Genomic DNA, 24,831 nt, shown 5'->3' with positions numbered 1-24,831 from the left:
CCCGCCTCAATTTTACGCAACAGCGTCTTTCGGATTCGGGTCAGCCCGAAAATCGGTGCTTTCAACCATCCCGCGAGAACTCGCGCAAGGCGCCGACAAAGGCGCTCCCCCAAGCCTGTTCGTCATATGCCTTGAATTCCGCGCGAGCCGAACGCGCCATCGCATCGCGTCGGGGGCGGTCTCCCACGATCGCAAGGATCGCATCGGTCAGCGCGTCGACATCGGTTGGTGGTACCATTATGCCGCTCTCGCCGTCCCTGAAATCGACCCCGGCTTCGCGCGTGGCGACGATCGGCAGGCCGGCCGACATTGCCTCCAGCACCACGCCCGCTGACCCTTCGGCCAGTGACGGAAATGCGAGGATGTCGGCTCGCAAAAACTCGACGCGCATCCTGTCCCGCGACACGTGGCCCAACACTTCGATATTCGGTGCGCGAAGCTGCTCAGCCGCCGCGGCGGTCACGCCGCCGGCGAAGACGAACCTGATCGACGGGTCGATGCGGGCAATCCTGGCCGCGGCGAGCGCGACATATTGGGGCCCCTTGCGTAGCTGGATCGATCCGGCGAACAGCACGCGTTTGAGGATCGGGTCATTGGGCTGCTCGAAAGTGAGGCCGGACCCGTATCGAACCAGCCGGCATTTCGCGCGCGCGGCGGGATTGTAGGTCGCGACGTCGTCGATCACGCTCTGCGACGGGCAGAACAGTCCGTCCGAACGGTCGATCATCGCCTGGCTGACCGCATCGAGGGTGGCCGCCGCCTCGGGCGAGTAAGATGCCTCGCACCATTCCGGGAACTTCGCTGCTTCCCGGTTCACCACACGGTGCGCGGAGGGCATGATGAAGACGTCGGAGACGAACTTCGCTCCGTGCGCGACCAGTTCGTCATGTTGCAGGCCGCCGGCGAAATATTGGGAATAGATCACATCGGCTTCACGCAGGTCGCGCTCGCGGAAGTTCCAGCGTTCGGCCTTGTCCGGCGAGCGCCTCTTGGCGACCATCGCGCCGAGCGGGAGACGGCGCAGTACCGATCGCGGCAATCCCGGGATTACGCGGCGCGACAGATGCCGTGCTTTGGGGTGAGCTGACGCTGCGGCCCTCAGGAAGAGATGCTCGAGGGACCCCCCGGAGACGGCGAAGTCGGTATAGAGCGCCTGCAACGCGCCCGCCCGTCGCAGGAAGCGGACAAGGGCATAGTTGTGCCGGGCCCCGGGCTGGATCAAGAGCGTCTTCACCAGTTGACTTCCTTACCCGATGTAGCGTGCTTCTGGGGTCCCCACCAAGTCGACACCTCAGGCCAACGGCGAATATCGCGAACAGGCTGAACGTATCGCGCGCGCAAGTGTGCGCCATGGGGGCGAAGCGTCGGTATAGCGGATTCCCAGGCTCGATCGACCAGCAGGTCTCACGATCCGCCCTGCAATTGCGGCGTAAGCTTCAGGCGCTTGCTTTCGGCAATGGTGATCCGCGCGTAGCGGAAGGGCAGCCAGACCACGAGCAGCAGGAAAGGTAGCGCACACACGAACTCCTGGAAGGCGTGTGTGATGCCGTGAAGGCCGGTGCCCAGCAGCGAGATATAGAGATACTGATCCCTCAGGCCGCCGACCGAGGCCATGCTGAACAGCCAGCCGAAGATCCCGCCCAATATGGCGAAGGCGAAGACGCCAAAATACCAATAGTCGAGAAAAGTGTCCGAGAAGCCCGTTCTGGTTGCGCCGTTCGCGAAGTAGCGATTGCTGAGCGGGTTGTCCGCCATCTTGATCGTCATCGCATTCTTCGCCTCGCGCCCGAAGATGATGGCGGGGAAGTATCGCGATACCATGCCGTTATACAGCGAGATGAAGGGGTGATAATCGCCTATGTCGGTGGCGATCGCGATATCCGTCACGGCGCCTGTTACCTCGGGGGCGGGTACATTCTGCATCTCCTTGCCATATTCGCCCGAGAGCACTTCGCTCGAGGTGAGCGCGCCGACCAACGTGGTGTCGTTGCTCTTCACATAGCCGCGCAGCATGCCGGCCTGATTGACGATGAACGCGCCGATCAGACACCCCGCAAAGAGGAAGAACCTCGGCATGACGAAGTTGCGAACGAGGAAGAGGCTGCCGAAAATGATGATCGCGAACTCGAAGATGAACTCGCGTTTGACAGCGACGAGCAGGCCCGGTGAGAAGATCGCCGTCGCGACGAGAAAGAGGATCAGCGAGGTGCGATTTCTGGTCCGGAGATAGATGAGGAAATTCAGCGCTGCACCAAATACCAAACACTGCGCCAGCATGGCATACACGATCACGATACCGGTCCAACCGGCCTCATATGTTGTTGTTTCTGCCGTCCGTGCCATCATGAAGAAGGCGCCCGCGCCGACCGCGATCAGGACCACCGACGCCTGCGCCATGCGCTTCTCGCTGTACATCATCGCGATTTCGGCTTGCTTCTTCTCCGCGGCCTGCTTGCCGAGCACGCGTCCGCCGAAATATCCCGCGACGAGGAAGATGATGGCCAAGGACATATAGATCCAGGCGATCGTCGGATCGAACGGATCGGCCAGACCGCTGCTTTCGACCGCCCATGCCTGGGGCAGCAGCCACACCGACAGGAACATGCCGACCACATAGGGAAATTCGAACATCTTGCGCGGCATGAGCAGCGGCACGGCACCGAGTGCCATTATCAGTCCGGACAGGATAATCAGCGATGGGCTCACGAGCTTCTCTCTACCAGCGGCATGGGCCTATCGATGCGACAGGAAGGCGAGTTCACCTTCGGCGAGATCGGATCGAACGGCAATAAAGTTCGCCTGAATGAAATTGTCCAGTAGCGGCGCATACTCAAAATACTCGATTCTGTCACGCAACAGCCGGCCGATCCGCATCTGCGGCGTCAGCGCCGCGAAGAAGTCCCGCAGGAAGGTCCGCGAGAAGATGGACATGTAATTATACTCGAACTGGATCACGTCGATGGCCCCCGCATCGATCAGGGTCCGGAAGCCCTCGATCACCTCGAGGTCCTGCCCCTCGGTCGCGATCTTGAGGAACCGGATATGAGTGACGCCGAGTTCGGCGCAGACATCCTCGCCGGTACGGCGTTGCACCTCGACGATCTCGCTCGCCGAGTTGGATAGAGCGTAGGGCAGGATCTCGGCCCTGCCGCCAGCCAGGTTCGCGATGAGCTGCTCGCGAACCGGTGGCACCGGCTCGAACGCGACGAGGCGCGCATCCGGCGCATGATCGACCACCAACCTGCTCCAGTTGCCGACATTCGCCCCGACATCGACGAACACCGCATCCTTCTTCGGCGCGCGCCTGGCGATCGTCTCGACCAGCCAGCGTTCGCCATTGAGATCGATATTGGTCTCTGCGTTGCTCCACGCCGTCACATAGCGCCGGCAGAAACCGTAAAGGATGTTGCTGAAGGGCGCCCGGGTCGCCGCATGCCACGACATCAGCTGGCGGATCTGTTTGGCGACCACGCTGTATTTCCTAACCGATCCAGGGCGCTATAGACGCCACGCGGTCGTCCCAGCTTTCGAGGTGCGGGTGTCGTCCCCCCGCAGCGGTGATCTTAGCAGAGCGGATCGATCGATCAAGCGCGTCACCCCGCGCCACGACGAAAACGCCGTCCTGCCGAGCGATCTGATCGCAGGCGTCGGTCGCGATGATCGGCTGGCCGATCGCGAGGTGATCCCAGAGCCGCATCGGCGAGCAGAAATGGTTGAATTGGGTCGGTGCGTACGGGATCACCGCGATATCGATTCCCGCCATCCAGGCGTGGATTTCGCCGTGCGGGCGGGCGCCGAACCAATGGACCTTGGGGTTGTCGCGCAGCCGCGCGATCGATCCGTCGGGGTCGGGACAGTCCTGCAAGGGGCCGACCAGGGCGAGCGATCCTACCTCCGCCGAACCTGCCAGCCGGTCGAGGAAGCCGAAGTCGATCCGGTCGTTGAAGACGCCGACCGTGCCGAATACGGGCCCAGCCAATCCGGCCAGGTCGGGGGGGCGTTGGGGCGTGTTGGAGAAGCGGGGTTCGGAGGCATTCGGTGCGACGACGCAAGTTGCTGGATCTAGGTCATATTCTGCGACTGCGCGGTCGTGCAGGGCGGCGCTGACGAAGATCGACAGGGTGGCGATCCGGCACAGTTCGGCTTCCTGCGCGATCGCTGCATCGCCGCCCCAGCCGGCATAGCCGCGATAATCGTCGGAGCAGTAATAGACGATGCGAGCCCTGCCGCGCAGGCGCCTGGCGAGAGGGAGATAATGGAACGAGGTGAAGATTGCCGTGTCGATCGTGCCACCGCGCGCTGCGGCCAACGCCCTGGCCTGATGAAGCAGCAGCGGCATCCCCAGGATCGCGGTGCGGCTCGCCCAGCCCGGCGGGAGCGAGACGGGAGTCAGCCCTTCCTCGTCGGGCAAGGCGGGCCCCGACCTCCAGGCGCGGGGCGCGAACAACATGGTGTCCGGCTTGCGACGTTGAAGCGCCTGACCGAATTTCCGACGCCAGATGGTGTTGACGTCGAACTGCGCGATCACGCCGACACGCCTTTATTCGGCCTTCAGGTGGCGGCCGCCGGCCGACGCCTCTTCGACCTTCACTTCGGGTCTCGATGCCATCAGCGCGAGGCCGGCGGCGAGGATCGCGGCGATCGCGCTGGTGCGCGCCGGATAGTCGACCATGCTGTGCGCCAGGATAGCGGCCGTCGCGACGACCGCGGCGCGATCGATCCTGCTCGGCGACCGGGCGAACCAGATCGTCGCGGCGCGGCGGAGCCACCAAAGGCCCAGGCAGACGATCACCAGGGCGCCGACAATGCCGCCTTCGAGGACGAACTCGATATAGTCGGAATGCGAATGGTTGACGAAGACGTTGGTCACCATGCCGGGCTCTTCGAACAGCTTGAAGACCGGGACGAAGCTTCCCGGGCCGCTTCCCACCGGCCAGAAATGGACGAGCGCGTTCGCGGCGACCTTGTACATCGCCGGCCGCGACAACTGGCTCTGCGACATGCTCGGATCGGCGACGATGGTCGGGCCGATGATGATGGCCGCCGCAAGCGCCGCGATCGTCACCACGGCGATCCCGGTTCCGATATAACGGGCCGGCCCAAGCGAGCGCGGGCGCGCGATCGCCCAGCTTGCGATGGTGACGGGCAGGGCAAGCACATAGGCCGCATAGGATTGGGAGATGGCGATACCCATCAGGAACATCGCGGCCATCGCGACGAAGAGCAGCTCGCGACCCTGACCCTTGGATCCGACCGCCTTTTCCGAACCGGCCAGCGACGCGACGAAGGGAATGGCGCACAGCATCAGCGTCGCCTGGTGATTCGCGTTCGCCATCAGGCCGACGGGAAGGCCCTGGTTGCTCGTGGCGTAGAAATAGAGCGGGGAGGTGTTCCCGCTGATCAACTGCGCGACGCCGAGCAACAGCGACACCACCGCCAGAAGCGGAATGAACCAGCGCAGGGCGTTGGAATCGGCGGTGGGGCGCGACAGGATTGCGGCGCCGATCGCCAAAGGCGGCAGCAACGACGCCAGATGCGAGATCGTGCCTGAGGGATTCAGTGACAGCGGCAGCCAGGGTAGCGGGCTGCCCTCCACCGCCAGTCTTTGCACCAGGACATCGCGGCCAGGCGCCAGGGTCCATAGCGACGAGGGCAGGGGTATCAGTTGCAGGCACGCCCAGAAGCTCCAGCACAGGACGATCGCGACGAGCAGCTTCGCCGAGCGCGACAGCGGCGTCGTCGCGAAGCACGCAACGCTATAGCCGAGCACGAGGGTGGCGATCAGCTGCAGCGTCGCATTCGCCAGCTGGCCGCCGCTGCTCGAGCCACCCAGCAGGATGCAGAGCGCCATGAACCCCGGAATCAGCAGCTGCCCGATCATCGTTGCCGGTGTCCGGATGGCGCTCCGGGTCGAGCGGCGAGGGGAGGATCTCGGTTTCATTGCGTCATTTCACCAGCTCGACCGTGACCGATTCGATCAGCGCGCTGGCCGTGCGCGGGAACTCGACAGGTGACCCGACAAGGGTAAGGCGCTGGGCACCGCAGGCGGACGCCGGAACCTGGAACTGAGTAGTATAGCGCTGCCGGTCTCCCTTGAGGCCAGTGATCTTCAGCGCTTGCAAGGGCTCGCCGGCAGTCGGACAGGTTACCGTCCAGGAAAGCTGGTTGTTCTCGTCCGAACCGGACGCGATTACCGACAAGTGGTACCGTCCCGGCGAGAGCAGCAATGTCTGCTCCGCGAGGATTGCGACATTGCCGCCGAGATAGGAAGCGTTCAGCCCTCTCGGCTTGTTGAATTCGCTCGACCCATCGCTGCCGTCGCTCAATTTCCAGTTGAAGGGCAGGGGGCCAGGTAAATCCTGAAACTGCGGATCATAGACCGGCCCAAGCTGCTTCAGCGAGGATTCGGGCAGGAAATTGATCCACGCCAGATAGGCGCGCTCATATTCGTTGTTCTTGAGCAGCGACTGAAGCAGCGCCGCTTGCTCGAACAACACCTGGGTCCTGGCCGAATCCTGCGCCGTCAGCTGATAGATGACGTCCGGCGACATGCCCTGCTGGTTGAGTGCGTACAGGAAATTGGCGCGCCATGGCGGATTGGTCGCCAGCTTGCGAGCGAGCGGGGCGCGGCTTGCGGGGTCGCGGACGACTCCAGTCATCGCGTTGATCAGCCCGGCGGTGCCGGGCGGGCCGATCCTCACCAACCGATCGAAATGCTCGATCGCAGCGCGATAATCGCGATGCCGCAAATCCTGGTCCATGAGCCAGAGCCGCGCGCGAAGGGCGCGTCCGTCGCTGCGCACGGCCAGCGTCATCAGAGCTTTGGCGCGGACGGCATCGCCCTTCTTGTCGGCGGCGAGCCCCAGATAGGTCAGCGCTACGGGATCAAGCGGCGCGGCCGCCAGCAGCCGTTCCGCCCGGCCGGGATCCCTGATCTCGATATTGGGGCCATTTGCCGGCGCGAGCTCGGTAGCGAGCGCGTGGCGCAACGCTGCTACGCTGCCCTTCGCCAAGCCTGCTACGCCAGCCGGGCGCGCGTCGCTCACCGACGCGCTCACCATATGGGTCAGGACCGCTGCTAGCCCGGCGGCTGCACTCGCCGCGCCGAGAAGCGCGAACGCGACCGACCTGGTACTGCTTCCCCCTGTTGCCGCCATCTTGTTTACGACATCAGCTCGATACGCCGCTGCCGATCCTTTTCGTTCTCGCCCTTATCGGCGCCATAACCGTAGCTGTAGCCATAGCCATAGCCATAGCCGTAACCATAGCCTTCGAACTTCGGATTGAACTTGGTCAGCACGACGCCCATCACCCGGGCGCCGGCAGCGCGCAGATGCTTGATCGAGTTCAGTGCCGCCGGCCGGCGGATCGCGCCGGATTCGATGATCACTACCGTGCCGTCGCACGCAGCGCCAAGCAGCGGGGCGTCAGCCAGCCCGAGGATCGGCGGGCCGTCGACCACGATCAGGTCGAAGCGCTCGCGCATGATCGCGAGAAGTCGCGGCAGGTTCTGGCTCGCCAGCAGCTCGGCCGGGTTCGGCGGGATCGGGCCGCTCGGGAGCAGGTGCAGATTGGTGATGTTGGTCGACAGGATCTTCGGCTCGGACAGGTTGCCGCCCGCCAGCAGCGCGGACAGGCCGGTCCCATCGCCTTCCTTGGCGGTAAAGGACGGCTTGCGCATGTCGGCATCGATCAGAAGGACCTTGAGGCCGACCTTGGCGAAGCTCTGCGCCAGGCCCAGCGCCGAGCTCGACTTTCCTTCCGAAGGCTTGGTGCTCGTCACCAGCAGCACGCGGGGCGTGCCCTCGGGCGACGAGAACTGCAGCGACGTCCGGGCGGTGAAATAGGCCTCGGATATCTTCGACCGGGAGATCGACAGTTCCTCGATCAGGGTCGTGTCGCGGGTCAGTTTCGGGATCACGCCCAGCACGCTGACCTTCAGCTTGGTCTCAACATCCTCCGGCACCTTGATGGTGTCGTCGATATATTCGATCGCCAGGATCACTGCGATGCCGAGCAGCGCGCCGATCAACAGGCCCATGATCAGATTGGCGCCAAGCCGCGGGCTGAACGCCCCGCTCGGCGGGATGGCGTGATCGACGATCGATGCCTGGCTCTCGCCGATGCCGCCGGCGACGCCGATCTGCTTGTAGCGCTGGAGCAGCGCGTCATAGAGCGAGCGGTTGGTGTCCACCTCGCGCTGCAGGATGTTGTACTGGATGCTGCGGTCGCGCAGATCGAGCACCGAACCCTTGAGCTCGTTCACGCGGCTCTTGAGGGCGTTCTCGCGGGACAGCGCAGCCTCATATTCCGATCGCAGTGCGCTGGAAACGCCGGCGCGCTCACGCGCGATCTGGCCGTCGAGCACGGCGATCCGCGCCTGCATGTCCTTCATCTGGGGGAAGTCGGGTTTGTAGATCCCCAGCTTCTCCTGATATTCGCCGGACAGGCGCGTGCGCTCGCCCTGCAGGGCGGTGATCGTCGGATTCGAGATGGTCTCCGTGGTGATGCCGTTCCGGCGCGCTTCGTTGTACCGTCCCTCGGCGGCCATTCGGGCATCCTGGGCCGCGGAGAGCGATCCGTTGAGTGCGGTCAGCGACGAGGCGTCGAGCGAGGTTCCGGTGCCCTGGCGGCCGTCCGGTCCCGGCGCGCTTTCGATGTTCACGATGCCCTGCTGGCGCGCATAGGCGACCAGTTGCCGCTCGGACTGGTCGAGCGCTGCCTTCACCGCAGTGATGCGCTGTTGCAGGAAGTTGCGGGCATAGGCGGTCGCGTCATAGCGCCGCTCCAGGCCGGTCGAGATGAAGCTGTCGGCAAAGGCGTTGGAAATGCGCGCGGCTTCGTTGCGATCGGCGCTGACGAAGTTCACGCTCATCAGGCGGCTGGAGCCGACCGGTGCCACACTCAGCCCGCCACGCAGCCGGCCGACAGCGATGTTCTCACGCGCTTCGCGCGATAGCGACTGGGGGGCATAAGCCGGGTTCGATGCCAGGTTCAGGCGCTGCGCCACGCGCACCGCAAGGTCGCGGCTCTGCATCAGGCCGAACTGGGTCGCCATCGCCGCCGGATCGTTGACCACGACCGGCTCGATCGAGGACTCCTTCATGATCTGCGATTCTTGCCGCTTGATCTCGATCGTCGCGGTCGCGCGGAAGAGTGGCGTCGCGAGCAGAGTCATTGCCGTGGCGGCGCCCAGGCCGGCCACCACGAACGCCACGAACAACCAGCGCCACTTCAGCAGGATGCGCATGATCGTCCGAAGGTTCATCTCGAACTCGGGCGTGTCGGGCGGGGGAAGGGCGACCGCCGTCGAAACCGCTCCGCCGGTCTGCACGGAAGGAAGCGAGGTCATCGGACCACTTCCACGAAAGGCTTGGATCGTATCGGTCATGAGGGGAAGCAATCCATTTCGTCGGTTTCAGCTCGCCGTCTCAGAAAGGCCGGAACAAGGCGAGCAATGGAATTGTCTGCATAACGTTCTTGAAGGCGCTCTTCGAGGAAGATCCGTCAACTACGACAATGTCGTCACCGAAGACGGGGGTATCAGCCATCTCGCCACGCCGGATCGACTTCAGATCGAACGCCGCCGCCTGGCGCTGGCCGTTGATCTGGCGGAAGATGACGACACGGCGGGGATTGGCGTCGTCAGTCGTGCCCTTGGCCATCGCGATCGCCTGGAGCAGCGTGGTCGGGCCGGCGATCGGATAGATGCCGGGTGCGCCGACGGAGCCGTCGACCGTGATCCGCGCGCTGGACGCCGATTTGACGATGACCTGAACCTCGGGATTGTTGATGTACTTCTCGCCGAGCTTCTTCTTGATGTCGCCCGCAAGTTCCGCAGATGTCTTGCCGACCGCGGTCAATTCGCCGATCAGTGGCATTGTGATCTTGCCGCTCGCATCGACCGGCAATTCGCCCGAGAGATCGGGGACGCGGTATACGGTGATCGCGAGCTGATCGAGTGCGCCGATCCTGTATTCTACGTCCGGTGTCGCCGCCACGGGCGCATCCGGACGGCCGAAATCCTTGACCTCATAAGGGATGGAGCCGCCGCGTCCGGTCGAGCAACCAACCAGCATAACCGGGACAAGCAGGGCCACGACCATCGTGCGCAGACGATGCAAGAGTTTCATGTCGAATATCCTACGCGTGGCGAATCGCGACGAATAATCGCCGCCGGTCTATGTGGTTACAGGCCCCAAGACCTTTAACCGCGCGGCTCCGTCCGTCAACCCTGCTGCAGAGCAATATGACCGCGGAAAGGCCCGGCAAGAGACGTTGCGGCGGGGCCGAAATCAGGCCATCGCGGCGCCCGTGCGCAGCGTGTCGCTATTGTCCAAAAACCAGCGATAGGTGTCGGCGATCCCCTCGCACAGCGGACGGTGCGCTGTCCAGCCAAGGGCGTTCAGCTTGCCGGTGTCGACCAACTTGCGCATCGTTCCGTCGGGCTTGGTGGCGTCGAAAACCATCTCGCCGCGAAAGCCGACGATGTCGGCAACCATATGCGCCAGATCGCGGATGCTGATCTCCTCGCCAGACCCGACATTGACGATCTCCTCGCCCGAATAGGTCTTCGCCAGGAAGACGAGGGCATCAGCCAGGTCGTCGACATGCAGGAACTCGCGCAGCGGCGCGCCGCTGCCCCAGACCGGCAGGGTCGCAGCGCCGGCCAGCCGGGCCTCATGTGCCTTGCGGAGCAGGGCGGGCAGGACATGGCTCCCCTGCAGGTCGAAATTGTCGAACGGCCCGTAGAGGTTGGTCGGCTGGGCCGAGATATAGTCGCAGCCATATTGCCGGCGATAGGACCGGGCGAGCATGATTCCGGCGATCTTGGCGATCGCATACCATTGATTGGTCGGCTCGAGCGGCCCGGTCAGCAGCGCATCCTCGCGCATCGGCTGGTCGGCATGCTTGGGGTAGATGCAGGACGATCCGAGGAACACGAGCTTCGCGGCGCCGGTGCGGCGCGCGCCCTCGATCACGTTCGCCTCAATCATCATGTTGTCGTAGAGAAATTCGCCCGGCAGCGAGTCATTGGCCGCGATTCCGCCGACCTTGGCGGCGGCAAGGAAGATCAGGTCCGCCGGGTTCGCCGCCATCCACGCGAATGTCGCCGCCTGGTCGCGCAAGTCGATGCGCGCCGTCGCCGAGACGATCTCGCATTGCTCCGACGCCAGTCGACGGATGATCGCGCGGCCGACCATGCCGCGTTCGCCAGCGACCCAGACGCGCTTGCCGGCCAGGGAAAACAAATCGCTCATCTTGATCGTGCCACGTCCCTGTTCGCGTTGGAGGCGGGATGCGCCTTACAATAGTTTCTCATACTCGCCGATGATCTCTGCGCGCGGATAGGCTCTGGAATAAGCGTCCGCAATCTCGCCGGCGCGCCATTCGCCGGCGCGCCATTCGGCCAGGAAGGCGCGGACGATGTTCGCCGCACCCGCCGCATCGTCCAGCGGGATGATCCGGCCGAGCTTGCCCTTGCCGAGGATCTCCGGAATCGCACCAACTCCGGTGGCGATGAAGGGTCGTCCGCGGCTCAGCACCTCGAGTGCGACCAGGCACTGGCCTTCGGATATCGACGGGTTGATGAAAGCATCGCAACTGTCAATCGCGGCAGCGACCGCCTCGCGCGGCACCACGCCGTGAAAGGTGACCGGCAGGTCCCGCGCGCGCGTCGCGTCGCGCAGCCCCCGATCATGTTCGCCCCCGCCGAACAAATGGAGCTCGACACCGCTGGACCGCAGTTCATCGGCGATATCGAACAGATAGAACAGGTTCTTCTGGGGTACGAACCGGCCGAGAAAGCCGAGGCGGAACGGATCCTCGCGCGGCCGTTCGACTGGGGCGGCCGCGGCGACGGGCGGAATATAGGGGACGATGTCGATTGGCCCGGTGAACTGCATCTCGCGCAGGTCATCCGCAAATTCCCGGCTCTGGACGAGGATCCGGTCGAAGCCCCGGCGCACCCAGTTTGGCATCCCCTCTGGCCACAGCTCTCGCGGGCGATAAGCGGTCACGAACACGGTTTCGGTTGGCCTGGGTCGCCGCGCGCGCGCCTTGTCGACGATGCGAGTGAACAGGGGCTCGGGCGGGATCTTGAGGAACACGATGCGATCGGCCTTCGCCAGTTGGCGGCCATGACGCGCGTAGAGCAGGGCGTCAGGCAGGCCGAAACGGCATCCGGCACGCAGCGGCGTCCTGAATACCCTGGTGCCCGCCCGTTCGATCTTACTGAACTGGGGCAGGACCTGTGCCCATACCAGCATCGACCGCTGGTCGCGTCCGGCGGGAAGGTTGGTCAGCAGGTCGAACAGGAACGCCTCGATCCCCCCAACGGCTTCGAAGCCGCCGACGTGGAAAACGATGCGTTCGGGCGGACGCACGGTGTCGGGGCTCTCAGGCATCGGGTCAGGCACTGGCCGGGGGCACATCCCGCTTGCGGAAGACCGAGATCATCGATTTCGCAAGCACGGGAACGCGCCCAACGCGGTAGAAACCGATCTCGTCGAACCCGGTCTTGTCGAACAGCGTCGCGATCGTCCTGCGGCTCCAGAACTTGATATGGCCGCCTTCCCACAGGGCCGTGAAATGGCCTTCCATCTTGCCGCTCGCCGCGAGCGCGAGGTTCTTCAGATAACTGTGATAGGGTGTGCTGACGATCGCGATGCCGCCCGGATTCAGCAGCTCGTTGATCGCCCTGGCATACCCCACCGGCGAATAGACATGCTCGGCCACTTCGAGGCTCAGCACCGTGTCGAAGGTGCCGAAGCGCGCACGCAGATTCTCCTCGGACGACCCCAACTCGAGCCGGCATTCGGGATATTGGCGCTGCGCGATCTCGATCCCGCTGGTCGACGGATCGACCCCGGTGACGGTGTGGCCGCGCTTGGTCAGCATCGACGCGGTGGTGCCGTTGCCGCATCCCAACTCGAAGATCGGGCCTGCCGGTCGATCAGCGAGGATCTTCAGCAGGGTCGGGAACAGATAGGCGTGCGTGTGCGCGGCTTCGCTGTCCTCGTATGCGTAATTCTGCAGTGGCGTTGACATGTTCATTCCATTCGCCGCGCCCCGCTCATCATGATCTGGGCGCATCATGATCGGTCAGGTTGAGTGCGGAGCGTTCAGCCCTTGATCGCGTACAGCGAGCTCGGCCGCTCCTCGTCGGGGCGGCGGACTTCCGCCTCGCGCGCGACGACTTTCAGATCCTCGCGAACCATTTCCGAGACGAGCTCGGCGAGCGTGGTCGTCGCTTCCCAGCCGAGCACGCGCTTGGCCTTGGCGGGGTTGCCGATCAGCAGATCGACTTCGGTCGGGCGGAAATAGCGCGAATCGACCTTGACCAGCGGCTTGCCGGTCTTGGTGCAGTGGCCGACCTCGTCGACGCCGGTGCCGCTCCACTCGACCCCGATGCCGACCTCGGCGAAGCTCAATTCGACAAAGGAGCGGACGGTCTGGGTCACGCCGGTCGCCAGCACGAAATCGTCGCCCTTGTCCTGCTGGACGATGCGCCACATGCCTTCGACATAGTCACGCGCATGGCCCCAGTCGCGCTTGGCGTCGAGATTGCCCAGCCACAGCATGTCCTGCAGCCCGAGATGGATCGCGGCGACGGCGCGCGTGATCTTGCGCGTGACGAAGGTTTCGCCGCGCAGCGGGCTCTCATGGTTAAACAGGATGCCGTTCGACGCATGCATGCCGTACGCCTCGCGGTAGTTCACCGTGATCCAATAGGCGTAGAGCTTCGCCGCGGCATAAGGTGAACGCGGATAGAAGGGCGTCGTTTCCGACTGCGGCACTTCCTGGACGAGGCCGTACAGCTCGGAGGTCGAGGCCTGATAGAAGCGTGTCGTCTCGTGCAGGCCGAGCAGGCGGAGCGCCTCGAGCAGGCGCAGCGTGCCGATCGCATCGGCATTGGCGGTGTATTCCGCGGTATCGAAGCTGACCTGCACATGGCTCTGCGCCGCGAGATTGTAGATCTCGTCCGGCTTCACTTCCTGGACGATCCGGATCAGGTTCGTCGAATCGGTCATGTCGCCGTAATGGAGGTGCAGCCGTGCGCCTTTTTCGTGCGGATCCTGATAGATATGGTCGATACGTCCGGTGTTGAACGAGGACGACCGACGCTTCACGCCGTGTACGTCATAGCCCTTGGAGAGCAGCAATTCCGCCAGATAGGCGCCGTCTTGCCCAGTGACACCGGTGATCAGGGCGGTCTTGGTCATGTGATACAGCTCCATGGTTTGTGCGACCGCGAACGTGCCATTTCAGCCCGCCTTACCAACTTGGGGGATAGGGTCCAGTTCTAGTGTCTGAGGCGTGTCTTTTTCCGGTGCGGCCGTGGCCGGCGCGGGCCGGCGGAACTGCACGCGCTTCGACCAGGCCAGGGCCGGGCCCTCGACGAAGCGGTAGAGGAAGGTCGCCGCGGCAATCGAGATGGCGCCGCCGATCAGGAACATCACGAACCAGGGCGGATCGAGCCGGTGGAGGACCGGCAGGACCGTGACGATCACCAGCAGATGGACGAGGTAGAGCGAGTAGGAAATCTTGCCGAAGAAATCGAGCACCGGATTGTAGAAGTTCACATACAGCACGACCGCGATGGTGATCAGCGCGACGATCGAGATGTCGAGCGGCGCCTTGAAGAACAGGGCGACCATGGAGATCGCGATGGCGGCCGCGAAAACCGGCAGGCTGGCCAGCTTTTCCCGATAGAGATAGGTCGCCATGCCCACCATGAAGGACGGCAGATAGGCGAAGATGATCTCGCGCTCGCCCAGCGGCAGCCGTTCCGAAGGGAAATAATCCGGGATGTAGAGCCACATGCACAGCGCGCAGGCGAGGGCGATCGGAATGGGGTATTTGTGCAGGATCGGGAAGATCAGGCCGATGGTGATGTAGAACTGGAACTCGGTGCACAAGGTCCAGAAGACGCTCAGCAGCCACTCCTTGTGCAGCAGCGGCGCGATATAGGCGAAGTGGGCCAGGACCTGCACCACGTCGATGCGATAGGGTGCGTGCTTGACCACGCCGAGCAGGACGTTGAGCAGCAACGTCAGCCCGACGACGACGAAGAAGGGCGGATCGACCCGCACGAACCGCCGCGCGATGAACATCGGGAAGTCCTGAATCCGGTATTTCGTCTTCTGCAGCGAATAGGGCAGCACGAACCCCGAGATGAAGAAGAAGATCGTGACGCCGTAATTGCCGAGGATGCCGAAGGCGGCGATCGCGGCCGGCGCGCCGACATAGGGCGTGGCGACCAGGTGATCGAACAGCACCGTCAGCGAGGCGATGCCGCGCAGATTGTGGATCGATTCGATGCGGCTGCTGGAACGTTTCGGCTTTGCGCCGGTGTCATGTCCAGGCGCTGAAGCGGCATCGGTCGCTCCGATGGCCGGAGTGGTCGGTTCGCTCATCTATACCCCCGCGCCGCGCCGACAAGCTCTCGGCGCGACGGGACTCGGCTAAGGGATCATCGGCGGTGAGTCCAGCGCTCAGCCGGCCCGGAGGTCAGCCAGCAAGGCGCAGCGGCTCCGGGCGAGGTTGGGTGCGCGGCTGATCCGGCCAGATACCGCGCGTGTCATAGACGATCTTGTCGGCGCGCTCGTCGAGCGGGACCGATTTGAACACGTCGTGATCGACCAGCACGATCATGATCGGGCAGGTTTCGATCGCGGTATCGATATCCGTCAGGTGCGCACCAGTGCCGTCAAAGGATGTCGGCAGCGCGGCCGCATAGGGTTCCACGACATGCAGCCGATCCCCGAACCGGGCAGCGAGCGCGGCCGCGACCTTTAGCGCCGGGCTCTCGCGGAAATCGTCGATATTGGCTTTGAAAGCGAGGCCGAGGCAGGCGACCGGCATGCCGGGATGCGCGGCGACCATCGCTTCCGCACGGGCGATGACATAGTCGACCTTCGCGTCGTTCACTTCGCGCGCGGTGCGGATCAGCGGGGTGTTAGGCCGGTCGGCATGGACCAGGAACCAGGGGTCGACCGCAATGCAATGCCCGCCCACGCCCGGGCCCGGCGACAGGATGTTGACGCGCGGATGGCGGTTGGCGAGGCGGATCACCTCCCACACATCGACATCCATCGTGTCGGCGACGCGGCTCAGCTCATTGGCGAAGGCGATGTTGACGTCGCGGAACGCATTCTCGGTCAGCTTGGTCATCTCCGCCGCGCGCGACGTGGTGGTGACGCAGGCGCCGCGCACGAAACGGCGGTAGAAGGCGAGCGCCTTGCGCGCGCAGCGTGGCGTGATGCCGCCGATGACCCGGTCATTGTCGATCAGCTCGACCAGGATGCGGCCGGGCAGCACGCGTTCCGGGCAATAGGCGATGGCGATGTCAGCGCTCTCGCCGGTCTTGCCGGGCACCTTCAGGTCGGGGCGGAGCTGCGCGAGGAGATCCCGGACCTTCTCGGTCGTGCCGACGGGCGAGGTGGATTCGAGGATGACCGCGTCGCCCGCCTTCAGAACGGTGGCGATGGTGGTGGCGGCCTGCAGGACATAGCCGATGTTCGGCGCGTGATCCTCGGCAAAGGGGGTGGGCACCGCGATGACGAAGACGTCGGCCGGCTCGATCGTGGTGGAGGCGCGCAGATTGCCGCGCGCCACGACGCCCGAGACCAGGCCGTCGAGATCGACTTCCTCGATATGCACCTTGCCCGAATTGACCGTGTGGACGACGGATTCGGTCACGTCGACGCCGAGCACTTTCGCGCCGGTGCGCGCAATCACTGCGGCGGTGGGAAGGCCGATATAGCCGAGGCCAAGCACGACAACCTTGAGCTCATTGTCCGAAACCATCGACGACACGTCCCCGCAAACCTGCGCGACGATCGACCGCTCATCGCGGACAACGCGTCGCTAACCGGTTCTGCTTGTCGCGCAGGCGGGTGAAGATTTCGGAAATGCCGGCGTGAAAACCTATCGACGCGAGCTGCGCACGCGCCGTTCGGGACCGCCCTCGTCGCTGGTCAGCACCAGCTTGCGGGGTCGATGGTCCTCCGGTCTCGATCCGCGCCACTTGCCGGTCTTGGGATCGCGGAACAATTCGCGCGAGCAGACCTTGCATTTGGCGAAGACATTGCCTTCGAAAACTCGCTTGGACCCGGATGCCGTCCGATGTCTGAAGACCAGGCACCATAAGCCGAATACGCGCATGCGACCCCGTTCCTCCCCTTGAGCCCTCGACCCGATTCGATCGGGTTCGTATCGGATATGCAGCGCAACGTCCTGAATGAAAAACGATCTCGCGTCTATCGGATCGGAGTCCCGTTACAGACTTGCCCGGACGATGGCGGCGATCCGCGCGCTGCTGTGCCCGTCGCCGAACGGGTTGTGCGCGCGCGCCATCGCCGCATAGGCGGACGGATCGTCAAGCAAGGTCGAGACCTCGGCGACGATGCGATCCGCATCGGTGCCGATCAGCCTGGCCGTGCCGGCGGCGACGCCTTCGGGCCGCTCGGTCGTCTCGCGCATGACGAGGACGGGCTTGCCCAGGGCGGGCGCTTCTTCCTGCACGCCGCCAGAATCGGTCAGCGCGATCTCGCACAGGCCGAGCGCGCGGACGAAATGCGGGTAATCGAGCGGATCGATGCGGGCGATGTTCGGGCGGTCGCCCAGCATCTCGTCCATCACCGATACGACATTGGGGTTGGGATGGACGGGGAACAGGATTGCGGTGTCGGGCCGGTCGGCGATGCGGCCGAGCGCGCGGGCGATATTGGCCATGCCGTCGCCGAAATTCTCGCGGCGATGGGTGGTGACGAGGATCATGCGCTTGCCGGCGAAGCGCGCGGCGATCCCGTCCAGGCCGGCGGCGAGCGACGGATCTTCGGCCAGTCGGGCGCGTGTCGCGTGGAGCGCGTCGATCACGGTGTTGCCTGTCACATGGATCGTCGCGGGATCGATATTCTCGCGCCTCAGCGCGTCGGCGGCGGTGTCGGTCGGGGCGAAATGCTGGTCGGCGATCGGCGCGACGATGCGGCGATTCACCTCTTCGGGCCAGGGCTGCCAGATGTCGCCCGAGCGCAGGCCCGCCTCGACATGGCTAACCGGAGTCTTGCGGTAATAGGCGGCGAGCGCGCCGACCATCGCGGTGGCGGTGTCGCCCTGCACGATCACCCGGTCGGGGCATTCGGCGTCCATCACCTCGCCAAGGCCCGTGAGCAGGCGCGCGGTGAGGCGGTCGAGCGACTGGCCCGGCTCCATCAGGTCGAGGTCGATGTCGGGGGAGAGACCGGCGACGCTCAGCACCTGATCGAGCAGGCCGCGATGCTGCGCCGTGACGCAGGTGCGGACGGTCAGGCCGGGCAGCTGCTTCAGCGCAGCGACGACGGGGAACAGCTTGATCGCCTCGGGGCGGGTGCCGAAGATGACCAGGACCTTGGGGGATGCAGCGGACATGCGCCCGCCCTAGCCGGATTGGCTTAAAGCCGTGCTAACCGCAGGTCGCACAGCCGGGGTCCTTGGGCAGGGCGATGGTGCGGAAGCGGAAGGCGAGGGCGTCGACCAGCAGCAGCTTGCCAGCGCTGTCCTCGCCGAAGCCGACGATCGCGCGCATCGCCTCGAGCGCGGCGAGGCTGCCCAGCACCCCGGTCATTGCGCCCAACACGCCCGCCTCGGCGCAGCTTGTCTCCGGGCGGTCGGGATCAGCGCCGACAAAGCAGCGATAGCACGGCTTGCCGGCTTCCCAGCCGCGGAACAGGCCGAGTTGGCCTTCGAACTGGCCGACCGCTGCGGAGACGAGCGGGATGCGCAGCGCAAGCGCGGCGTCGGCGACCGCCAGTCGGGTCGCGAAATTGTCGGTGCCGTCGAGTACGACATCGGCACCGGCGATGAGGTCGCCGGCGTTGGCGGCATCGATCCGCGTGCGCCGGGTCTCGACCGTGGTGCCGGGGTTGAGCCGGGCGACAGCGGCGGCGGCCGCCTCGACCTTGGGCGCACCGATATCGTCGCTGCCGAACAGGGTCTGGCGCTGGAGGTTCGAAAGGTCGACGCAGTCGTCGTCGATCACGATCAGGCGGCCGACGCCCGCGGCTGCGAGATACTGGATCGCGGGCGAGCCGATACCGCCGGCACCGATGACGGCGACCGTCGCGCGGCGCAGCTTCTGCTGGCCGGCACCGCCGACCTCCTTCAGGACGATGTGGCGCGCATAGCGTTCCAGCTCGGCGTCAGTGAAGCTCATCCGCGCCAGTCATAGACGATGGTCGCACGGTACCAGAGGTCGGCGCCACCGGCACGGGGCTGGGGGTTGGCCCGAGCGAAGCTGACGACGAGGCCGGCGCTATATTGTTCGACCGTCGGGCAATTGATCGCGCGGGGCAGCGAGCGGCGGATCGCGCCGTCGGCGCCGATCAGCGCGGCGACATCGACCTTGAGGACATAATGGCCGTCGGCGGGCTTGGGCTGGGCGCAGCGCCCGGCCGCGATCTCGTCCGCCACGAAACGGGTGAGCGGGGGCGTCACCTGCGGCGCCATCGCGGCGGGCAGTGGCGGAAGGGTTGACCAGTCGGCCGGCACCGCCGGCGCGGTGGCCTGAAGGAGTAGGAACAGCAGCATCAACGCCCAGTCGAGCCGAATCCTCCGGCTCCGCGAACGGTATCCTCCAGCGTGTCGACCTCGTCCAGCACCGCGCGTTGGACCGGGGCCGGAACGAGTTGAGCGATCCGGTCGCCGCGCGCGATGACGAAAGCCTCCTGGCCGAGATTGGCGAGGATCACCTTCACTTCGCCGCGATAGTCGCTGTCGATCGTGCCGGGCGTGTTGAGACAGGTGACGCCGTGCTTGAGCGCCAGGCCCGACCGCGGGCGGACCTGCACCTCATAGCCTGGCGGGATCGCCACCGCGAAGCCCGTTGCGACGGCAGCCCGCGCGCCTGGCTCAAGGGTCAGCTCCTCGGCGGAGACGACATCCATGCCGGCGGCGCCCTCCGTCGCATAAGCGGGCAGGGGAAGGCCGTCGCCGTGCGGCAGGCGCTTGATATGGATCGACAGGGAAGAGGTCATGTCTCCTTCCTACCGCTCAATCCGCCTTTTTGAAGGCCGTTCCGCTTCGCCGGGGCAAAGATTGGGTTGAGCCGTCACCCGCATCACTGGTTGCACACCACCGCGAGCTTGTTGCCGGTCGGATCACGCAGATAGGCGGCATACCATTTGGGGCCATAATCCGGGCGCGGTCCGGGCGGGCCCTCGCAGCTGCCGCCATGCACCATCGCCGCTGCGTGGAACGCGTCCACCTCGGCAGGCGATTTCGCGTTGAACGCCATCATCGTGCCGTTGCCGGCGCTGGCCGGCGCGCCGTCGAACGGCTTGCAGATCCAAACCGTGAATCCCTCGCCGGTACCGCGCTCGGAATAGGCCCGCCATTCCCCGAAGGACATATGCGAGGACCAGCCGATGATCGCCAGCGTCGCGTCGTAAAAGGCGTTGGACTTTGCCGAATCCAGGGCGCCGAGCGTCATGTAACCCGCCATGATTCTTCTCCCTTGTGTCCGGGCGAAATACCGGGGCGTTCGGAACATATCAAGAACAAATGCTAGCGGGCCAGCGCCCCGGCGATCCTGTCGGCGAGTCGCGCGGCCACCTCTTCCTTGGGTAGCCGTTCCCAGCTTTCGACCCCGTCGGGGGTGACGATATGCACTGCATTGGCCGTTCCGCCCATCACATCGCCCGACACATCGTTGGCGACGATCCAGTCGGCGCCCTTGCGTTCGCGCTTGGCGGTGGCGTGCTCGATGACATGCTCGGTCTCGGCGGCGAAGCCGATCAGCAGGGCAGGGCGCCGGGGGCTCTTGGCGAGGATGGCAAGGATGTCGGGGTTCTCGACGAGATGGAGCACGGGCGGCAGCACGCCCTTCTTGATCTTCTGGCCGGCAGTGTCGACGCGCCAGTCGGCGACAGCCGCGACCATCACGGCGGCGTCGACCGGCAGCGCCTGGGCGACGGCATTGGCCATCTCCATCGCGGTCTCGACATCGACCCGGTCGACGCCGGGCGGCGTTTCCAGCGTCACCGGGCCGGCGACGAGAGTCACGCGCGCGCCGAGCTTGGCCAGCGCGCCGGCAATGGCGAAGCCTTGCCGGCCGGACGAACGGTTGGCGAGGTAGCGCACCGGATCGATCGGCTCGTGGGTCGGCCCTGCGGTGACAAGGATATGCTTGCCGGCAAGCGTCACGAGGCGGCGAGCGCCTGCTGGATCGCGGCGAGGATTGCCTCGGGCTCGGGCAGGCGGCCGGGGCCGTACTCGCCACAAGCCATCGGTCCCTCGTCGGGCTCCATCACCGTGACACCGTCGCCGCGAAGCGTCGCGACGTTGCGGCGAGTCGCGGCATGGCCCCACATACGCACGTTCATTGCGGGCGCGGCGAGCACGGCCTTGTCGGTCGCGAGCAACAGGGTGGTCGCCAGATCGTCGGCGATGCCGGCGGCCATCTTCGCCATCAGGTCAGCGGTCGCGGGGGCGATCACGACCAGATCCGCCTCGCGACTGAGCTGGATATGGCCCATCTCCGCCTCGTCCTTCAGGTCCCACAAAGTGGTATAGACCTGATTCTCCGACAGGGCGGCGAGCGTCATCGGCGTGATGAAATGCTGGCCGCCCGCGGTGAGCACGCATTTCACCTCGATACCGGCCTTGCGGCACAGCCGGATCAACTCGCAGGCCTTGTAGGCGGCGATACCACCACCGACGATGAGCAGGATCTTCATCCCAGCCTCCTATCTGACCATTCGCGTGACGATGATCCGCCTCTTGTCGCGCGCCGCGGCGATCAGGTCGCGCAGGGCGTCGGGCACAAAGGCCAGGCCGACCAGGATCGTGGGTGCGATCATCAGCCCCCAATAGAAGGTGTCGGTGCGCCCGAACAGGCTCAGCAGCACGGCATAGGCAGCGAAGACCGCCACTGCCCGGAGCGCGAGCTCGTCATTCCATCCCGCCCAGCCGAACAGGGTCAAGGCGACGAGCAGGGCGGCGAGCCAGGTCGGGGCGAGGTTCAACGCCGTCGACAGCGACATGGTCTTCACGAAGAAGCCGAAGCCCAGCATGCCCGCCCAACCCGGCGAGGCGGGGTCGATTGGGCGGACGACGAGGCTGACGGCATGGGCGTGGACGCCCACGACCACCGCCAGCGCCAGGAGCGCGATGCCCCAGCCGATCGCTTCGCGGCGGCGCCCTTCCGCAAAGGCAAGCACCAGCATGATGCCGACATAGAGCGCCGCGGTCTCGCGGATCAGCATCGCGATCAGGCCGAACGCCACTGCCTCGACCCAACGGTCGCTGCGCCGGAGCGCGAGCGACAGCGCGATCAGCAGGCCGGCCCATATCTCATGAAAGCTCGCCAGCTCGGGCTGGACGAACGCCATCATGCCCCCGCCGAGCAGCACCATCGCGATCGCGAGCGGCGGTGCGCGGGCAAAGGCGGGGCGCAGCCGGATGAACCAGGCGAGCATCACCGCCGCCGCCAGCACATAGAGCAGGATCACCGTGCCGATCGGCGGCATGGCTGCCTGCAGGGTCGCCAGCGTCGGCAGGCGGAAGGTGACGAAGGGGCGCAGCGGATAATTGCCGGTGCGCAGCGCCTGTGCCGTGACCGCATAATAGTCGCCGCCGCCGCGGACCCCCGCGACGATCGTCTCGTAGAGGATGACATCGGCCTCGTCGTCGGCGCGTTGGGCCGGATCGTGGCTGACGGGGGGCGGGCCCGGGCTGACCAGCGCGGCCATGCTGGCGACCAGCAGGATGGCGAGCAACGCGAGCATGATCTGCGCGGTCGGCCGCTTCAGCGCGGCGAAGCGGGAGGGGGCGGTCAGCCAGAGCGGGGTTTGCGGACGGGCCAATGCCTAGCCCCGGACCGTGACGAACTGGCAATCCCGGGGCCGAGTCGAGGCGGACATCAGGGTTGGTTTCGCCCGATTTTCCGCTGTTCGCGTCGCTGTATTTTTTCTTCCGCTGTTATGTTGGATTTCGACCACTTTTTTCCGCCCTGGGATCAATGAGTTGGCCGGTTTTACCGCTGTTACGGATAACAGCGGTAAAACAGCGGAAAAATCAGCGGACTTTCCGCTGTTAAAGGAAGAAAAAACGCTTCGCATCGTCCAACATCCGCCAACAGGGGAAAAGGAGGTTCGGGACCGATACGGCGTCCCGACCGGACCAAGCTGCATTGATGATGCCCGTTTTTGAATCGAGGGCATCGCCAGCGCAGCGGGGCGCCTCATCCTAGCGGACCAGCAAGGTCGCGGCGACCGCCGCGAGCGCGCTGACGATGGCGACCGCGGCATAGCGCCAGCCGCCGCCGATGCGGACGATCTCGATCTCCTTGAGCGGCGGAGCGGGCGGGGCGCCGCCGGGCGCGGGATAGCGCAGCTCGATGTTGCGGATCAGGTCGGGCAGGCGCGCCAGGGTGCGAAGGTCAGTGATGAGCCGGTCGGCCACCGCCGCCTCGGGGCCAAGCTCGGTCCTGATCCATTCGCGCACGAAGGGCGCGGCCGAATCCCACAAATTGATATCGGGATCGAGGCTGGTCGCGACACCCTCGACCATCACCATCGTCTTTTGCAGCAACAGCAGATGCGGCTGAGTCTGCATGTCGAAATCGCGGGTGATGTTGAACAGGCCGTCGAGCATCATGCCGATCGACATATCCTTGACCGCCAGCCCGCGCATCGGCTCGCCGACCGCGCGGAGTGCGGTCGCGAACTCGGCGACATTATGGTGGGCGGGCACATAGCCCGCCTCGAAATGGATCTCGGCAACGCGTTTGTAGTTGCCGGTGATCAGACCGTAGAGGATCTCCGCCAGCCATACCCGGGCACGCCTGTCGATCCGCCCCATGATGCCGAAATCGATCGCCGCGATCCGCCCGTCGGGCAGCGCGAACAGATTGCCCTGATGCATGTCGGCATGGAAGAAACCCTCGGCGATCGCCTGGCGCAGGAAGGCATGGACCAGCGTGTTCGCGAGCTTGGGCAGGTCGTACCCCGCCTCGACCAGCGCGGCGCGGTTCGCGATCTTGATGCCGTCGACCCAGGCAATGGTCAGGACCTTGCTGGTCGTGCGCTGCCAGTCGATCGCGGGCACGATGAAGTCGGGCTGAGCCTCCATCGCATCGGCCAGTTCCGAGGCGGACGCTGCCTCGCGCCGCAAGTCGAGCTCGCGGGCGGTCCAGCGCTTGAACGTCTCGATCACCAGGCGCGGGCGCAGGCGCGACAATTCGCCGCCCAGTCCCTCGATCTGCGCGGCGGCCCATTGATAGGTGTCGATCGCCCGCGCGAATTCCTCCTCGACGCCGGGGCGCAGCACCTTGACCGCGACATGGCGGCCGTCGGTGGTGATCGCACTGTGCACCTGGGCAATCGAGGCGGCGCCGACCGGTACGGGATCGATCGAGGCGAACAATTCTTCGGGCGGGCGCCCGAAGGCGCGCGTCATCGCCGCGTGGATCGTCTCATAGGGCAAAGGCGGGAGCGAATCCTGAAGGCGCATCAGGTCCTTTGCTGCCGCTTCGCCGACGATATCGGGGCGGGTCGCGAGCGTCTGGCCGAGCTTGATCGCAGCCGGGCCGATCGCTTGCAGCGCGTCAGCATAAGTTGGCGTTTCGGGGACGCGGGCACCCAGCCGGGCCACGCGGACGAGGCGGCGGATACGCGTCGGCGTGTTGGGGTCGCGCTCGATCCCGCGGAGCGCACCGTGGCGCGCGAGGATTCGACCCCATTTCAGGAGCCGCCAGAGATGTACGGCGGGTGCGGTCATTTCCTGCTTCCCCGGCTGAAGCCGGAGTCCAGTTGGGAAGGCAGAGGTAACAAAGCACCACGCTTGACC

General features: G+C 65.2%; 22 protein-coding genes and 1 pseudogene. 1 reads left to right on the top strand and 22 read right to left on the bottom strand.

The genetic code is table 11. The features are described 5' to 3' along the window. Positions 1-61 precede the first annotated feature (61 nt). From WC729_RS01415 to WC729_RS01315, 21 genes and pseudogenes are all read right to left on the bottom strand, one after another. Complete coding sequence (locus WC729_RS01415; protein ID WP_372848784.1) at positions 62-1,234, bottom strand: glycosyltransferase family 4 protein; 1,173 nt, start codon at positions 1,232-1,234, stop codon at positions 62-64. A gap of 170 nt (positions 1,235-1,404) precedes the next feature. Further along, positions 1,405-2,706 carry a hypothetical protein gene (locus WC729_RS01410; RefSeq protein ID WP_372848782.1) on the bottom strand — a complete coding sequence of 434 codons (1,302 nt, stop codon included), beginning with the start codon at positions 2,704-2,706 and terminating at the stop codon, positions 1,405-1,407. A gap of 27 nt (positions 2,707-2,733) precedes the next feature. Further along, entirely contained in the window at positions 2,734-3,471 is a 738-nt protein-coding gene (locus WC729_RS01405) for an FkbM family methyltransferase (protein ID WP_372848780.1), read from the bottom strand. Positions 3,472-3,481: 10 nt separating this feature from the next. Then, a complete protein-coding gene (locus tag WC729_RS01400) occupies positions 3,482-4,528 on the bottom strand; it encodes a hypothetical protein (RefSeq protein WP_372848778.1) in 1,047 nt (348 codons plus the stop codon). A gap of 12 nt (positions 4,529-4,540) precedes the next feature. After that, positions 4,541-5,881: an O-antigen ligase family protein gene (locus WC729_RS01395; protein WP_372848776.1), complete on the bottom strand. Its 1,341-nt coding sequence runs from the start codon at positions 5,879-5,881 to the stop codon at positions 4,541-4,543. A gap of 64 nt (positions 5,882-5,945) precedes the next feature. Then, positions 5,946-7,046 (bottom strand): tetratricopeptide repeat protein, encoded by a 1,101-nt coding sequence (locus WC729_RS01390; RefSeq protein WP_372848774.1) that lies wholly within the window; start codon positions 7,044-7,046, stop codon positions 5,946-5,948. A 116-nt stretch (positions 7,047-7,162) separates the two neighbouring features. Next, positions 7,163-9,352, bottom strand: coding sequence for a GumC family protein (locus tag WC729_RS01385; RefSeq protein ID WP_372848772.1), 2,190 nt, complete (start codon positions 9,350-9,352; stop codon positions 7,163-7,165). Positions 9,353-9,431: 79 nt separating this feature from the next. Then, positions 9,432-10,133 (bottom strand): polysaccharide biosynthesis/export family protein, encoded by a 702-nt coding sequence (locus WC729_RS01380; RefSeq protein ID WP_372848770.1) that lies wholly within the window; start codon positions 10,131-10,133, stop codon positions 9,432-9,434. Positions 10,134-10,295: 162 nt separating this feature from the next. Beyond that, the gene (locus WC729_RS01375) at positions 10,296-11,261 is read right to left on the bottom strand and encodes a GDP-L-fucose synthase family protein (protein WP_372848768.1); all 966 of its coding nucleotides are present in this window, start codon (positions 11,259-11,261) and stop codon (positions 10,296-10,298) included. A gap of 45 nt (positions 11,262-11,306) precedes the next feature. Next, complete coding sequence (locus WC729_RS01370) at positions 11,307-12,419, bottom strand: glycosyltransferase family 4 protein (protein ID WP_372848766.1); 1,113 nt, start codon at positions 12,417-12,419, stop codon at positions 11,307-11,309. Continuing rightward, entirely contained in the window at positions 12,412-13,050 is a 639-nt protein-coding gene (locus tag WC729_RS01365) for a class I SAM-dependent methyltransferase (RefSeq protein WP_372848764.1), read from the bottom strand. The genes WC729_RS01370 and WC729_RS01365 overlap by 8 nt, the downstream gene beginning before the upstream one ends. A 74-nt stretch (positions 13,051-13,124) precedes the next feature. Next, on the bottom strand, positions 13,125-14,225 hold the full coding sequence (gene gmd / locus WC729_RS01360; protein ID WP_372848762.1) for a GDP-mannose 4,6-dehydratase: 1,101 nt from the start codon (positions 14,223-14,225) through the stop codon (positions 13,125-13,127). Between the two features lie 42 nt (positions 14,226-14,267). Next, positions 14,268-15,419, bottom strand: a complete 1,152-nt coding sequence (locus WC729_RS01355) for an acyltransferase family protein (RefSeq protein ID WP_372848760.1) — start codon at positions 15,417-15,419, stop codon at positions 14,268-14,270. A gap of 94 nt (positions 15,420-15,513) precedes the next feature. Beyond that, positions 15,514-16,812, bottom strand: coding sequence for a UDP-N-acetyl-D-mannosamine dehydrogenase (gene wecC / locus WC729_RS01350; protein WP_372848758.1), 1,299 nt, complete (start codon positions 16,810-16,812; stop codon positions 15,514-15,516). A 471-nt stretch (positions 16,813-17,283) separates the two neighbouring features. Then, on the bottom strand, positions 17,284-18,414 hold the full coding sequence (gene wecB / locus WC729_RS01345) for a non-hydrolyzing UDP-N-acetylglucosamine 2-epimerase (protein WP_372848756.1): 1,131 nt from the start codon (positions 18,412-18,414) through the stop codon (positions 17,284-17,286). A 34-nt stretch (positions 18,415-18,448) separates the two neighbouring features. Then, entirely contained in the window at positions 18,449-19,198 is a 750-nt protein-coding gene (locus WC729_RS01340; protein ID WP_372848754.1) for a ThiF family adenylyltransferase, read from the bottom strand. Beyond that, a complete protein-coding gene (locus tag WC729_RS01335; RefSeq protein ID WP_372848752.1) occupies positions 19,195-19,572 on the bottom strand; it encodes a hypothetical protein in 378 nt (125 codons plus the stop codon). Before WC729_RS01335 ends, WC729_RS01340 begins: the two co-directional genes overlap by 4 nt. Then, positions 19,572-20,018 carry a dUTP diphosphatase gene (dut, locus tag WC729_RS01330; protein ID WP_372848750.1) on the bottom strand — a complete coding sequence of 149 codons (447 nt, stop codon included), beginning with the start codon at positions 20,016-20,018 and terminating at the stop codon, positions 19,572-19,574. The genes WC729_RS01335 and dut overlap by 1 nt, the downstream gene beginning before the upstream one ends. Before the next feature lie 83 nt (positions 20,019-20,101). Continuing rightward, positions 20,102-20,485: a VOC family protein gene (locus WC729_RS01325; RefSeq protein ID WP_372848748.1), complete on the bottom strand. Its 384-nt coding sequence runs from the start codon at positions 20,483-20,485 to the stop codon at positions 20,102-20,104. Positions 20,486-20,547: 62 nt separating this feature from the next. Beyond that, a pseudogene (gene coaBC / locus WC729_RS01320) lies at positions 20,548-21,719 on the bottom strand (bifunctional phosphopantothenoylcysteine decarboxylase/phosphopantothenate--cysteine ligase CoaBC). A gap of 9 nt (positions 21,720-21,728) precedes the next feature. After that, the gene (locus WC729_RS01315; protein WP_372848746.1) at positions 21,729-22,847 is read right to left on the bottom strand and encodes a hypothetical protein; all 1,119 of its coding nucleotides are present in this window, start codon (positions 22,845-22,847) and stop codon (positions 21,729-21,731) included. Positions 22,848-22,863: 16 nt separating this feature from the next. Here WC729_RS01315 and WC729_RS01310 point away from each other — a divergent pair, with 16 nt between their 5' ends. Beyond that, a complete protein-coding gene (locus tag WC729_RS01310) occupies positions 22,864-23,193 on the top strand; it encodes a hypothetical protein (protein ID WP_372848744.1) in 330 nt (109 codons plus the stop codon). A gap of 36 nt (positions 23,194-23,229) precedes the next feature. Here the strand turns inward: WC729_RS01310 and ubiB are convergent, their stop codons facing one another. After that, positions 23,230-24,762 carry a 2-polyprenylphenol 6-hydroxylase gene (gene ubiB / locus WC729_RS01305; protein ID WP_372848742.1) on the bottom strand — a complete coding sequence of 511 codons (1,533 nt, stop codon included), beginning with the start codon at positions 24,760-24,762 and terminating at the stop codon, positions 23,230-23,232. Positions 24,763-24,831: the final 69 nt, after the last annotated feature.

The organism is Sphingomonas sp. (genome assembly GCF_041661825.1).
In the GTDB taxonomy this organism is placed as follows: Bacteria; Pseudomonadota; Alphaproteobacteria; order Sphingomonadales; family Sphingomonadaceae; genus Sphingomonas.
Note: the sequence above shows the minus strand (reverse complement) of the source record. Positions and strands in the feature narration are given on the sequence as shown.